Source organism: Buchnera aphidicola (Periphyllus koelreuteriae), from assembly GCF_039360445.1.
GTDB lineage: Bacteria > Pseudomonadota > Gammaproteobacteria > Enterobacterales > Enterobacteriaceae > Buchnera_J > Buchnera_J aphidicola_BM.
On record NZ_CP134981.1, the window covers coordinates 414380 to 427789 of the forward strand.

Consider the following 13410-nt stretch of genomic DNA (forward strand, 5'->3'; position numbering starts at 1 on the left):
GTAAATACATTCAATGTCAATATTTAAAAAAACAAAAAAAAATAATTATTTATATAAAAATAAAAAAATACCTCCATATTCTATAGAATCAGAACAATCAGTATTAGGAGGATTAATGTTAAATAATAAAAAATGGGATGAAGTAATAGAAATAATAAAAAAAAAAGATTTTTTTAATATATCTCATCAAATTATATTTAATGAAATGAACAATTTAATAAATTCTGGAAAACCAATAGATTTAATTACATTATCTGAATCTTTAAAAAAGAAAAAAAAATTAAAAAAAATTGGTAAATTTTCTTATTTAGCTGAATTATCTCAAAATACCTTTAGCATTTCAAATATTTTAGAATATTCTAAAATAATTCGAGAAAATTCAATCATGAGAAAATTAATTTTAACAGCAAATAAAATTGAAAATTTAGGATATTTTCCAAATGGAAAAACTAGTTCAGAAATATTAAATTATATTGAATCATCTATTTTTAAAATTTCTAAAAAAAATAAAACATCAAAAAATAGACCAAAAAATATAGAAGAAATATTAAATACTACTGTTTCAACATTAGAAAAACTATTAAAAAATCCACATAATAAAATTACAGGAATAGATACAGGATATAAAGATTTAAATAAAAAAACATTTGGATTACAAAAATCAGATTTAATTATTATAGCTTCCAGACCCTCCATGGGAAAAACAACTTTTGCAATGAATTTATGTGAAAATGTATCTATGATATATAAAAAACCTATTTTAATTTTTAGTTTAGAAATGCCTAGTGAACAAATTATGATAAAAATGTTATCATCATTATCTAGAGTAAATCAAACAAATATACGAACAGGTCAAATAAATGATAAAGAATGGTCTAGAATATCAAGTACAATAAATATTTTACTTAAAAAAAAAAATATATATATTGATGATTCATCTCATTTAACTCCAAATGAAATTCGATCAAGAGCTCATAAAATATATCGAGAAAATAATGGAATTAGTTTAATTATGATAGATTATTTACAATTAATGAATGTTCCATCATTTTCTGAAAATAGAACATTAGAAATAGCTGAAATTTCAAAAAATTTAAAATCACTTGCAAAAGAATTAAAAGTTCCAATTATTGCATTATCTCAATTAAATAGATCTTTAGAGCAAAGATCTGATAAAAGACCTATAAATTCAGATTTAAGAGAATCTGGATCAATTGAACAAGATGCTGATTTAATAATGTTTATATATAGAGATGAAATATATAATCAAGAAACTAATTTAAAAGGAATTGCTGAAGTTATTATTGGAAAACAAAGAAACGGACCAATAGGAAAAATACGTTTAACATTTAACGGAAATTTTTCTAGATTTGATAATTATGTTGATAACTTATATGATGATTTTGAATCAAATACTTAAAATTAAATTTAAATATTTTATAAATAATATTTAAATAACAAATTATATTATTAACAATTTTAAAATATATAAAATAAATTTATATTTATATATAAAAAATTTTTTAATTAATATTATAAATTCTATACAATATTTTAAAAAAAAATTTATGAAAATAAAAAATTTTAAAAATTATTTATTAATATCTATGCCAAATAATAATAACACATTATTTTTTAATTCAGTTATATATATATATCAAGATGATTATTCTGGAATAAAAGGAATAATAATAAATAAAAAAATTAAACATTTAACGTTAAAAAAATTTTATAAAAAAACAAAAATTACTTTTAAAAATAAAAAATTTTTAAATAAAATAAAAAAACCAATACTATTAGGAGGTCCAATAGAAAAAAATAAAGGATTAGTTATTCACTCTTTTAAAAAAAATTTTTTATCTAATATATACTCTTCTTCATCTATTTCAATAACATTTTCAAAAGATATTTTAAAATATTTGAATAAAAAAAAAAAATACAAAAAAATATTAATTTCTTTAGGTTATTGTTTTTGGGAAAAATATCAATTAGAAAAAGAAATCTTAAAAAATAATTGGTTACTAATGAAATCTAATCATAAAATTTTATTTAAAAAACCAATAAAAAAAAAATGGGAAAATTTAATAAAAAAAATAGGAATTAAAGATTTAAATCAATTAACTATAGAATATGGAAGTATTTAAAATGATTGTAATGTCTTTTGACTTTGGAACAAAAAAAATTGGAGTAGCAATTGGAGAATGTGTTACATATTCTTCAAGAGTATTAAAAACTATTAATAAAAAAAACTATATTCAAAACATAAAAAAAATAATTTTAGATTGGAAACCAAAAAAAATAATTGTTGGGCTTCCTCTTAATATTTATGGAAAAAAACAAAAAATTACAATAAAAGCAGAAAAATTTTCACATAATTTATTTAAAAAATTTAAAATTCCAGTAATTTTACATGATGAAAGATTTACTACAATTGAAGCAAAAAATTTATTATTTAAAACTGGAGGAATTAAAAAACTTACTAAAAATAAAATTAATTCTTTATCTGCTAAAATCATTCTACAAAGTTGGTTGTATGAAAAATTTAAAAAAAAAATGACATAAATAAAATAAAAAAAAATATAAAAAATATTAAAAAAAAATTATTAAAAATAATCATAAAAATTATAAAAAAATAAAATTATTAATTATTAAAAAAAAATAAAAAATATATAATAATTAAAAATACCATATTAAAAGAAAATATATGTTTTAATGAAAATTGTATTTAAAAATCTTTAAAAAAATAAAAATTAAATAAAATATAATAATATAAAATGTTATTTTTTAGGAAATACACAAAATAATAAAATAAAATTTATATCAAAATATTTTCAATAGTATTATTCAATAAAAAAAAATTTTTATTAAATAAATATAGATCATCTCATTATTTTCCATTAAAAATTTTAATATAAATTTCAAATAAAAAAATTAAAAATTAAACAATAAAAAAAATAATAAAATTTATTAAAAAATTTAATAAAAAAATAAAAAATTAAATAAATTAAAGTTAAAAAGAATAATATTTTTCCAAAAAATTAATATACCATTTTCTAAAATAGATAAAAAATATAAAAAAAAATAATTAAAATTTTTAAAAAAAACAAAAATTTTACTATTTTTTCTTTTAAAACAAATAGAAAGTTTAAAAAAATCTATTTTTTCTGAGAGTAAATTAATTCGAATTAGAAAAAAATATTTAATTAAAATTTTTTTAAATAATTATTATATAAAAATTAAATTTTTATAAGAGAAAAATATGAAATTTAAAAAATTAAGTTTATATGTTCATATTCCATGGTGTGAAAGGAAATGCCCTTATTGTGATTTTTATTCTAAATCAATAAAAACAGTTATACCAGAAAAAAAATATATAAAAAATTTAATATTAGATTTTAAAAATGATATAAAATTTGTAAAAAATAGAAAATTAAGTTCAATATTTTTTGGAGGAGGAACACCAAATTTAATTCAACCTAAATATATTAAATATTTTATAAAAAAAATTAAAAAAATAATACAATTTTCAAAAAAAATAGAAATTACATTAGAATCAAATCCAAATTTTATAAAAAAAAATTCTTTTTTTAAATATAAATTAGCTGGAATAAATAGATTATCTTTAGGAATTCAAAGTTTTAATGAAAAAATTTTAAATCAAATTAAACGAAAATATTCATATAAAAAATTAATTAAAACAATAAAAATTATAAAAAATACAAATTTTAATCAAATAAATTTTGATTTAATATATGGATTACCAAATCAAAATTTAAAAGATATCATATTTGATTTAAATTCAGCTATTTCATTTAAACCATCACATATATCATGGTATCAATTATCTATTGAAAAAAATACTCCATTTTATAATAATACACCTAATCTCCCAACAGAAAAAACCATTGAAATAATGCAAAAAATTGGACAAAAAATATTAAAAAAAAATAAATTTTATCAATATGAAATATCATCATATGCTCAATCAAAAAATCAATGTAAACATAATTTAAATTATTGGAAATATGGTGATTATTTAGGAATAGGTTGTGGAGCTCATGGAAAAATAACATTAAAAAATAAAAAAATAATAAGAACATATAAAAATAAAAATATATTTGAATTTTTAAATGGAAAATATTTAAAAAAAAAAATATTTATTAAAAAAAAAAATAGACCATTAGAATTTTTTATAAATAATTTTAGATTAAATCAACCTTGTTTAAAAAAAAATTTTAAAATCTTTACAGGATTAAAAAAAAAATTTATTAATAAAGAAATTTTATATGCTATAAAAAAAAAATATATTATTGAAACAAAAAAATTTTGGAAAACAACATATTTAGGAAAACAATTTTTAAATAATTTATTAGAAATATTTGTAAAATAATAAATATTATATATTTTAAAATTTAAAAAATTTTTTTATAAATCATGGTATAAATTTTATTTTTTTTGAATTTAGCTTTATTTAAAAATCTAGTATAAATTTTTTCTGTTTTTAAAAAATTAATAATATTTTTTTTAGAAATTTTTTTAAATTCAATAAATTGATTAAATACAATTTTAATATGTTTAAAATATGAATAAGAATCAGTTAAAATATGAAAAAAACCATTTAAAATTAAATTTTTAGAAATTTTTTTTATAATATTTTTTTGTATTATTCGTCTTTTATAATGTCGTCGTTTTGGCCAAGGATCTGGAAAAAATATATTTACTCTATATAACATAGTATTTTTAATATAATAATTTAAATAATTAATAGCATTTCCATAAAATATTTTAACATTTTTTAAATTATAAAAATGAATGTTCTTTAAACAAAAAGATATACCAGGAATATATACTTCAATTCCTACAAAATTTACATAACTATATTTTTTTGATAAATAAATTATAGAATCTCCAAATCCAAATCCAATATCTAAAATAATTGGATTATTATAAAAATAATAATTTAAATTATTTTTTTTATTACAATTTAAACCAAAAATTGGCCAATATAAATTAATAAAATTTAATTGTTGCTTAGTTAGTTTTCTATTTCTTAATCTAAAAGTTTTAATATTATTATTTATCATAATTGAATAAAAAAAATTTTTAATTTATAATAATTATATTCAAAAAAAATAAAAAAAACTATATTTTTTTAATTATATTATTTTTATTTTAAAATAAAAAAAATAATATAATAAATTTTTTATATTATTAAAATAATAAAAATATGAATTATATTTTAAATTTTTCTCAAATTGTAATTAATTGGTTTCATTTTAATGGTAGAAAAAATTTACCATGGCAAATTAATAAAAATATATATAAAACTTGGATTTCTGAAATTATGCTTCAACAAACTCAAGTTGAAGTAGTAATTCCTTATTTTATAAAATTTATAAAAAAATTTCCAAATATAAAAAAATTATCCAATAGTTCTTTAGATGAAATTTTATTTTTATGGAGTGGATTAGGATTTTATAATAGAGCAAAAAATATTTATAAAACATCTCAAATTATAAAAAATAAATATAAAAATATCTTTCCAGAAAATTTTTATAATTTAATAAAACTACCAGGAATTGGTAAATCTACAGCAGGAGCTATACTATCTTTAACTTTTAATTATAATTTTCCTATATTAGACGGAAATGTTAAAAGAGTATTAACTAGATTTTACAATTTAAAATTTAAAAAATATAAATTAGAAAAAATATTATGGAATAAATTAAATATTTTAAATCCTATACATAATTCTCAAAAATTTAATCAATCTATGATGGATTTAGGAAAAATAATTTGTACTTTTAAAAAAAAAAAATGTAATATTTGTCCATTAAAAATAAAATGCTTAACCTATATTAATAAAGTTATTATAAAAAAAAAAATAAAAAAAAAAAAAATAAAAAAATGTTGGTTTATAATATTAAAATATAAAAATTTTTTTTATTTAAAAAAACAAAAAAATAAAATTTGGAATAATTTATATTATTTTCCAATATTTTATAAAAAATCAGAATTATTTAAATGGATAAAAAAAAAAAATTTTTGTTTAAAAAATTCAAAAAAATTAAAAAAAATTATATATCATTTAAATACTTATTCTTTAAATATTAAATCAATTATTATTGAAATAAAAAAAAAGAAAAAAAAAAAGAAAAAAAAAAAAAATAATAAAATATGGTTTAATTTTAACAAACAACAAAAAATTGGAATACCAACTGTTATAAAAAAAATTTTTTATAAAATATATAAAAAATATTAAAATTAAAGAGAAATATATGACAAGAAAAATATATTGTTATTTTTTTAAAAAAAAATTAAATGGATTAAAATTTCAAGTATATCCTGGAAAATTAGGAAAAAAAATTTATAATAATATTTCAAAAAAAGCTTGGAAAAAATGGATTACAAAACAAACAAAATTAATTAATGAAAATAAATTAAATATGATGCATCTTTCTAATCAAAAAAAAATAAAAAAAAAAATGAAAAAATTTTTATTTAAAAAAAATTTTTAAAAAATTAAAAATATATTATTTTTTATTTTTTTTTAATTATTTTAATTAAGAATTTTAAATATAATAATAATTCTTTTAACAAATATGTTTTTTTTTTATCTTTATAATATTTTTTTTTTAAAGAAAAAATTTTTTCTTTATATAAAAAAATTTTTTTAGAACTAAAAAATTTTAATAAATATTTTTTCCATCTATATTGATTAATTTTACTTAATGTATTTTCAAAATTTCTTGCTTGAAAAAAAAACAAAAGATCAGAAAATCTATTATCAAAAATTTTAAAATCATCTTGAATAATATTTTTGTTAATTAATTGTCTAAAAAAATAAATTTTTTTTTTATCAAAATAACTAAAAAAACTTTCATATAATTTATTATCTACATGTTTATAAATTTTTTTTTTAAATTTTATTTTAGATAATTTATTTATTATTTTAAAATTAAAATATTTTTTAAAAAAAAATAGATTTTCTAAAAATCTTTTTTGATTTAATTTTAATCTAATAATATCTTTTTTTCTTAAAACATTAAGAGGAATTAAAACAGGAAATTTATTTAAATAAATAAAACGAATACCTATTGAAAATAAATTTTTTAAATTAAAATTTTCAATAAAATTTTTGTTTTTAAAATCATCAAAAAAATAATCATTATCTAAATCAAAAGCAATTAAAATATTTTTATTTTTTTTATGTATAATTAATGGAAGAATACGACCAAAATAATTTTTTTCAGAACCAAAATAACTAGAAATATAAATTAAAGGTTCAAAAAAATTTTTTGTAATTAATTTTAATATATTTTTTTTTTTTCTAATAAAAAACAAAAAATTAAAAAATTTTATATTTGTTTGTTTTAATAATCTTAACAAATTTAGTGTTGAATAAACATCAGACAAAGCATCATGAGATTTATAATGATCAATATTATTTAATTTAGTTAAATTAGATAATTTTAAAGATATAGGATGTAAATTACTGTTGTTCCAATTTATTCCTTTAGGACGTAAAGAATAAAATGCTCTTACTAAACTTAAAACATCCCATCTAGTATTATTATTTTTCCAACTCCATTCATATGAATCAAAAAAATTTCTATAAAAAATATTTCTAGTAATTTCATCATCAAAAGCAATATTATTGTATCCAATAATACAAGTATTTGGTAAATTTAAAATATTATAAATTTTTTTTGAAAAATTTGATTCATTTAATCCATATTTTCTAGTATATTGAGGAGTAATAGATGTTATTAAAACAGATTCTGGATTAGGTAAATAATCTATTGGAGGATAACAATATAATATAATTGGTTTATTGATAATATTAAAATTAAAATCAGTTCTAATACAAGCAAATTGAGATGGTTTATCTAAGATCGGATTTGTTCCAAAAGTTTCATAATCATAAAATAAAAAATTAAATGGAAATGTATTTTTCATAATTTATTGTTTATTAAAAAATATATTATATAATATTTTATTTTAATTTAAATTAAAATAAAAAAAAATAATAAAAAATTTTATAATAAATTAAAAAATAAAAATATAAAAAAATATGTAATTTTTTAATAAAAATAATTTTTTAAAAACTCCTCCGACTGGGATCGAACCAGTGACATACGGATTAACAGTCCGCCGTTCTACCAACTGAACTACAGAGGAAAATTAAATTATAACATATTTTAAAAAAAAAAAAAGATATTTATTTAAATTTAAATATTAAAAAATTTTTTCAAAAGATTACTAGATTATTATTAATAATTCTATTATAATTTATTTTATAATTAAATTTTTAATATAATTTTTTTAAGGCCCTTTAGCTCAGTTGGTCAGAGCAGGCGACTCATAATCGCTTGGTCGCTGGTTCAAATCCAGCAAGGGCCAAATGAAAAAAAATATATATTATTTTTTTATTTATAAAAATAATATAAAAACTATTCAATTTTTAAAATATATAAGTTTATTATGAAAAAATGGAAAACAAAATTTATTGAATTTATTATAAAAAAAAAAATTTTAATTTTTGGAAAATTTATATTAAAATCAGGACGAATAAGTCCTTATTTTTTTAATATATCTTTATTTTCAAAAGGAAAAGATCTTGATAAATTAGGAAAATTTTATGCGCATAAATTAATTAGTATGAATAAAAAATTTGATTTATTATTTGGTATAGCTTATAAAGGAATTCCAATATTAATATCTACTGTTATAGCTTTAAAAAATTATTTTAATATAAATGTTTCATACTCATTTAATAGAAAAGAAATAAAAAAATATGGAGAAAAAGGACAAATTGTTGGAGAAAATATTCAAGGAAAAATAATTATTCTTGATGATGTTTTAACATCTGGACAATCGATAAAAAATATAATTAAAATAATTAATAATAATAAAAAATCAAAAATATCTAATATATTAGTAGCATTAAATAGAAATGAATTTGGAAAAAAAAATATTTCAGCAAAAAAAGAAATTAAAGAAAAATATTTATGTTCAATATCATCAATAATAAATATTAATGATATTATTAAATATTTAAAAAATAAAAATATCATGAAAAAAAATTTAAAAATTTTATTAAAATATAGAAACAAATATATTTTAAAATAAATTTATTTTTTTCCTGTATGACCAAAACCTTTTGTTCCTCTATCACTTTTATTGAAAAAATTTTTTACTAAATTAAATTTAACTTTTTTAATTGGAATAAAAACAATTTGAGCAATTCTTTCATATGGACGAATTATATATAACTTTTTACTTCTATTCCATAACGAAACCATAATTTCTCCTTGATAATCTGAATCAATTAAACCAATAGAATTTCCTAATATAATTCCATTTTTATGACCTAAACCAGAGCGAGGAATAATAACACCAGATATAGAAGAATTTTTAATATATATAGAAATACCAGTAGGAAATAAATATGATTCATTGCATTTTAAAGATTTTTTCTTTATAATACATGCTCGTAAATCTAATCCAGCAGAACCTTTAGTTTCATATTTTGGAATAAATTTTTTTTTTAAATCTGAATTTAATATTTTAATATCAATTTTCATTTATAAATTTTTATTTTAATTATTAAAAGAATTATTTTAATATTTATTTAATATAAATAAAATTTTAAATAAATATAAAAATTTTATTTCTCTTGAGAAGAAACAATAACGTTAATATTAGTACTAACATCTTTATGAGGTTGAAATAAAACTTTATATTCACCAAGAGAACGTATTAATCCATTTTTTAATTTTATTTCAGATTTTTTTACTTTTATTCCTAACTCATATAATTTTCTTGAAATATCACGTGAATTAATAGAACCAAATAATTTTCCTGTGCTTCCAGATTTAGAGAAAATAACAATTTTTTTTATTTTTTTAATTAATTTAATTCTAGTATGTGCTTTTTTTAATTTATTTAATAATTTTTCTTTTAAAATTTTTTTACGATTTTCAAAATATTCTATATTTTTTTTAATTGCAGGTATCGCAATATCTTTAGGAAATAAAAAATTTCTTGCATAACCTGGTTTAACTTGAATAACATCTCCAATATTTCCCAATTTTTTAAAAGAAATCAATAATATAACTTTCATAAATCTCCTTTTATAAATATTAAATATAAATATTTATTTTAAAATAATAATTATATTTTTTTATTTTTATTTTATTTATGATTATCAGTATATGGAAGCAAAGCAAGATATCTAGCTCGTTTTATTGCTTTTGATAATTGACGTTGATATTTTGATTTTGTTCCAGTTATTCTGCTAGGAACAATTTTCCCACTTTCTGTAATATAACTTTTTAAAATAGAAAGATCTTTATAATCAATATATTTAATACCTTCTGCTGTAAATCTACAAAATTTTCTACGTCGAAAATAACGAGACATATTTTAATTTTTCCTATTTGTATTAATTTTTTAAAAAAAATTATATTTTTTCATTAATATTAATAAAATTAATAAAAAATTTTTATATATTTATTTTTTTTATAACAACTTCTGTTTTTTTATCTTGACTATTAATTTTCTCTTTTAATATTGGTGATTTTTCAATAATAATTTTTTTTGAACAAAAAATTATATTTCTTATAATAGAATCATCAAATTTAAATGAATTTTCTATATTTTTTATATGATTTTCAGAAATTTCTATATTCATTAAAACATAATGAGCTTTATTTAATTTATTAATTGAATACGATAATTGTCTTCTACCCCAATCTTCTAAACGATGAATTTTACCAGATAAATCAAAAATTAATTTTTTATAACGTAATATAATTTCATTAGAATATTCACTTTTATCAGGATGTATCATAAATACAATTTCATAATGACGCACTTTTAAAAAACTCCTTATAAAAAAATTTATTATCTATTTTATATAAAATTTATATTATTAAACAATGTTTATTTAAAAAATTAATAATAATAAATTTAATATAAAATTTTTAAAAATTAAATAAAAAAAATAATAATTATTATAATAATAAAATTTTATTTTAAATTATATAATAACATAAGAAACTTATAGAAATTAAAAATATAAATTTTTTATTAAATATTTATATTTAAATTAATGATAAATGAATAATTTTATTTTTTATTTTTACAGAAACAATTTTTACTTTTACAACATCACCGATAGAAAAAATTTTTTTTAAACGTTTACCTTTTAAAATATTTTTTTTTTTATTATAAAAATAATAATCATCTTTTAACATTGAAACATGAACTAAACCATTTAAAAAAAAATTATCTATTTTTACAAAAAATCCAAATTCTTTTATATTTGAAATAACACCTTTACATTCTAAACCTATTTTTTTTTTTAAAAATTGAAATTTTAAAGAATAAACAACAAATTTATAAGCTTTATCTGATTTTTTTTCAGTAAAAGTACATTGTTTAGAAATTTTTTTTATATCTTTTAAATTATATAAATATTTTTTTTTATTATTTTTTTTAATATCTGAATTTTTAAATTTTTTATATAATATAAATTTAATTATTCTATGAATGATTAAATCAGAATAACGACGTATTGGAGATGTGAAATGAGTATAAAATTTCTCTGCTAAACCAAAATGACCTAAATTTTTTTCACTATAAAAAGCTTTTTTTGTTGATTTTAATAATTCTAACTCTATAATTTCTTTTGATGGATGACTAATTAATTTATTACATAAATTAAAATAATCTCTTATAATAGGATTTTTTCCACCTAATAATCTTAAATTAAATTTTTTTAAAAAATTTCTAAAATATTTAATTTTATCATTTGTTGGATATAAATGATTTCTAAATAAAGAAAAATATTTATTATTTTGAATAAATAAAGCAGAAGATTTATTAGCTAAAATCATACAAAATTCAATTAAATTATGAGCTGCATTTCTTTTTTTTATAGTAATTGATTTTATTTGATATAACGAATTAAATAAAAAATGAGGTTCGTGACTATTAAAAAATATAACTTTTTTTAATTCTTTATTCTTAATTAAAATATTATTTAAAAAATAAAAATTTTTAACACATTGTTTAATATTATTAAACTTTTTACATATATTAATATCTTTATTCCACATCTGTATAACATTCGAATAAGTCAATCTAGCATGAGATTTAATAATTGCATTATAATGTTTATAATTAATTAAATTTCCTACATTTGAAAGAGTCATTTCGCAAATTATACATAATCTATCTTGATATGGTAATAAAGAAAATATTTTTTTAGATAATTCTTCAGGAAACATTGGAATAACTTTTAATGGAAAATATATTGAATTTCCTCTATTAAAAGCTTCTTTATCTAATATAGAATTTTTTTTAATATAAAAGCTAACATCTGAAATAGCAACTAGAAGCTTCCAATTACCATTGCATTTAGCCCTATAACAATAAATAGCATCGTCAAAATCATATGAATCCTCTTCATCAATCGTAATAAATGGAATATTCCGTAAATCTTTTCTAAAATTTTTATTTAATTTATATTTTTTATATTTTATAAGATTTACTGAATCAATTATTTCTTTAGTCCAAACAGAAGATATTTTATATTTTTTTAAAGATTTTTTTAAAAAATAATTTAAATTTATTTTTTTTTTGAATATTTTAATATTAACTTTTCCTATTTTATATTTAACTATTTTTATAAAATAAAAAAATTATTTTTTTAAAATTAATATAATAATTAAAAAATTTTTTTTTAAAAAATATTTTTTTAAATAATTATAAAAATAAAAAACTTATAAAAAATACATAATTTTTATATTTTAATAATTTTTATAATATAAAATTCTTTAAAATATTTATTTAATACAATATTTTCAATATTAATCTGGACTAATAGAAATTAAATTTATTATAAAACTTTCTTAACATTTAAAAAAATTTTTTTTATTTTTCATTAATATTTAAAATAAATAATTAATAATACAAATAAATTTTATTATTTAAAATCTTTATATACTAGAAAAAAAATTGAACTTATTTCTTTTTATTTATTTAATTTATAATTTTTATTATTTTATAAATTCTATAAATATATTTTATACAAATTTTTATTTTTTGTAAATACTCTAATATATTTAATTTTATTAAATATATTAAAAAAATAATAAATTAATATTAATTATTATCTTTTATAAAAATTAATCTAATAACAATTAATTTTATTTTTATTTTTATTTTTATTTTTTTTTATTTATATGTTTTTAATGTACTATAAAATTATTATAAATATTATTAAAAATTTTAATTAAAAATATAATATATTTAAAAAAAAATAAAATAAAATAAAATTTTTATATTTTTAAAATATAATGAATATTTCAATTCTATCATTTATTTAGTTTTTTAAAAATT

At 15.0% G+C, this 13410-nt stretch carries 14 protein-coding genes and 2 tRNA genes; 8 read left to right on the forward strand and 8 right to left on the reverse strand.

The window, feature by feature from the left end:
- The first annotated feature begins 13 nt into the window (after window positions 1-13).
- The 4 genes from dnaB to hemW all read left to right on the forward strand — a co-directional run bounded on the left by dnaB (window position 14) and on the right by hemW (window position 4390).
- The gene (gene dnaB, locus RJT80_RS02000) at window positions 14-1420 is read left to right on the forward strand and encodes a replicative DNA helicase (protein ID WP_343187736.1); all 1407 of its coding nucleotides are present in this window, start codon (window positions 14-16) and stop codon (window positions 1418-1420) included.
- Between the two features lie 148 nt (window positions 1421-1568).
- Complete coding sequence (locus tag RJT80_RS02005; protein ID WP_343187737.1) at window positions 1569-2144, forward strand: YqgE/AlgH family protein; 576 nt, start codon at window positions 1569-1571, stop codon at window positions 2142-2144.
- Between the two features lies 1 nt (window position 2145).
- Window positions 2146-2562 carry a Holliday junction resolvase RuvX gene (ruvX, locus tag RJT80_RS02010; RefSeq protein ID WP_343187738.1) on the forward strand — a complete coding sequence of 139 codons (417 nt, stop codon included), beginning with the start codon at window positions 2146-2148 and terminating at the stop codon, window positions 2560-2562.
- Window positions 2563-3259: 697 nt separating this feature from the next.
- Complete coding sequence (hemW, locus tag RJT80_RS02015) at window positions 3260-4390, forward strand: radical SAM family heme chaperone HemW (protein ID WP_343187739.1); 1131 nt, start codon at window positions 3260-3262, stop codon at window positions 4388-4390.
- 22 nt (window positions 4391-4412) lie between these two features.
- On the opposite strand, the gene trmB is transcribed toward hemW, so the two are convergent.
- The gene (trmB, locus tag RJT80_RS02020) at window positions 4413-5084 is read right to left on the reverse strand and encodes a tRNA (guanosine(46)-N7)-methyltransferase TrmB (protein ID WP_343187740.1); all 672 of its coding nucleotides are present in this window, start codon (window positions 5082-5084) and stop codon (window positions 4413-4415) included.
- 143 nt (window positions 5085-5227) lie between these two features.
- Between trmB and mutY the strand changes: the two genes are divergently transcribed.
- Both mutY and RJT80_RS02030 read left to right on the forward strand, forming a co-directional pair.
- On the forward strand, window positions 5228-6262 hold the full coding sequence (gene mutY / locus RJT80_RS02025; protein ID WP_343187741.1) for an A/G-specific adenine glycosylase: 1035 nt from the start codon (window positions 5228-5230) through the stop codon (window positions 6260-6262).
- 16 nt (window positions 6263-6278) lie between these two features.
- Window positions 6279-6518, forward strand: coding sequence for an oxidative damage protection protein (locus tag RJT80_RS02030; RefSeq protein WP_343187742.1), 240 nt, complete (start codon window positions 6279-6281; stop codon window positions 6516-6518).
- A gap of 22 nt (window positions 6519-6540) precedes the next feature.
- On the opposite strand, the gene sbcB is transcribed toward RJT80_RS02030, so the two are convergent.
- Together sbcB and RJT80_RS02040 are read right to left on the reverse strand one after the other, a co-directional pair.
- Window positions 6541-7959: an exodeoxyribonuclease I gene (gene sbcB / locus RJT80_RS02035; protein WP_343187743.1), complete on the reverse strand. Its 1419-nt coding sequence runs from the start codon at window positions 7957-7959 to the stop codon at window positions 6541-6543.
- Window positions 7960-8108: 149 nt separating this feature from the next.
- A tRNA-Asn gene (locus RJT80_RS02040) sits at window positions 8109-8181 on the reverse strand.
- Between the two features lie 148 nt (window positions 8182-8329).
- Between RJT80_RS02040 and RJT80_RS02045 the strand changes: the two genes are divergently transcribed.
- Together RJT80_RS02045 and pyrE are read left to right on the forward strand one after the other, a co-directional pair.
- Window positions 8330-8403, forward strand: a tRNA-Ile gene (locus tag RJT80_RS02045).
- 81 nt (window positions 8404-8484) lie between these two features.
- Window positions 8485-9132, forward strand: a complete 648-nt coding sequence (gene pyrE, locus RJT80_RS02050; protein WP_343187744.1) for an orotate phosphoribosyltransferase — start codon at window positions 8485-8487, stop codon at window positions 9130-9132.
- A 2-nt stretch (window positions 9133-9134) separates the two neighbouring features.
- Here pyrE and dut read toward each other — a convergent pair whose 3' ends face one another.
- From dut to RJT80_RS02075, 5 genes are all read right to left on the reverse strand, one after another.
- On the reverse strand, window positions 9135-9587 hold the full coding sequence (gene dut, locus RJT80_RS02055; protein WP_343187745.1) for a dUTP diphosphatase: 453 nt from the start codon (window positions 9585-9587) through the stop codon (window positions 9135-9137).
- Window positions 9588-9670: 83 nt separating this feature from the next.
- Window positions 9671-10126: a 50S ribosomal protein L9 gene (gene rplI / locus RJT80_RS02060; protein ID WP_343187746.1), complete on the reverse strand. Its 456-nt coding sequence runs from the start codon at window positions 10124-10126 to the stop codon at window positions 9671-9673.
- A 71-nt stretch (window positions 10127-10197) separates the two neighbouring features.
- Complete coding sequence (gene rpsR, locus RJT80_RS02065; RefSeq protein WP_343187747.1) at window positions 10198-10425, reverse strand: 30S ribosomal protein S18; 228 nt, start codon at window positions 10423-10425, stop codon at window positions 10198-10200.
- A gap of 82 nt (window positions 10426-10507) precedes the next feature.
- Window positions 10508-10879, reverse strand: coding sequence for a 30S ribosomal protein S6 (gene rpsF / locus RJT80_RS02070; RefSeq protein WP_343187748.1), 372 nt, complete (start codon window positions 10877-10879; stop codon window positions 10508-10510).
- Window positions 10880-11108: 229 nt separating this feature from the next.
- Window positions 11109-12698: a ribonuclease R family protein gene (locus tag RJT80_RS02075; protein ID WP_343187960.1), complete on the reverse strand. Its 1590-nt coding sequence runs from the start codon at window positions 12696-12698 to the stop codon at window positions 11109-11111.
- Window positions 12699-13410 lie beyond the last annotated feature (712 nt).

Excerpts from the sequence above, each read along its gene's own strand:
- dnaB (WP_343187736.1), top strand. The coding sequence starts at position 14 with ATGTCAATATTTAAAAAAACAAAAAAAAATAATTATTTATATAAAAAT.
- RJT80_RS02005 (WP_343187737.1), top strand. The coding sequence starts at position 1,569 with ATGAAAATAAAAAATTTTAAAAATTATTTATTAATATCTATGCCAAAT.
- ruvX (WP_343187738.1), top strand. The coding sequence starts at position 2,146 with ATGATTGTAATGTCTTTTGACTTTGGAACAAAAAAAATTGGAGTAGCA.
- hemW (WP_343187739.1), top strand. The coding sequence starts at position 3,260 with ATGAAATTTAAAAAATTAAGTTTATATGTTCATATTCCATGGTGTGAA.
- trmB (WP_343187740.1), bottom strand. The coding sequence starts at position 5,084 with ATGATAAATAATAATATTAAAACTTTTAGATTAAGAAATAGAAAACTA.
- mutY (WP_343187741.1), top strand. The coding sequence starts at position 5,228 with ATGAATTATATTTTAAATTTTTCTCAAATTGTAATTAATTGGTTTCAT.
- RJT80_RS02030 (WP_343187742.1), top strand. The coding sequence starts at position 6,279 with ATGACAAGAAAAATATATTGTTATTTTTTTAAAAAAAAATTAAATGGA.
- sbcB (WP_343187743.1), bottom strand. The coding sequence starts at position 7,959 with ATGAAAAATACATTTCCATTTAATTTTTTATTTTATGATTATGAAACT.
- pyrE (WP_343187744.1), top strand. The coding sequence starts at position 8,485 with ATGAAAAAATGGAAAACAAAATTTATTGAATTTATTATAAAAAAAAAA.
- dut (WP_343187745.1), bottom strand. The coding sequence starts at position 9,587 with ATGAAAATTGATATTAAAATATTAAATTCAGATTTAAAAAAAAAATTT.
- rplI (WP_343187746.1), bottom strand. The coding sequence starts at position 10,126 with ATGAAAGTTATATTATTGATTTCTTTTAAAAAATTGGGAAATATTGGA.
- rpsR (WP_343187747.1), bottom strand. The coding sequence starts at position 10,425 with ATGTCTCGTTATTTTCGACGTAGAAAATTTTGTAGATTTACAGCAGAA.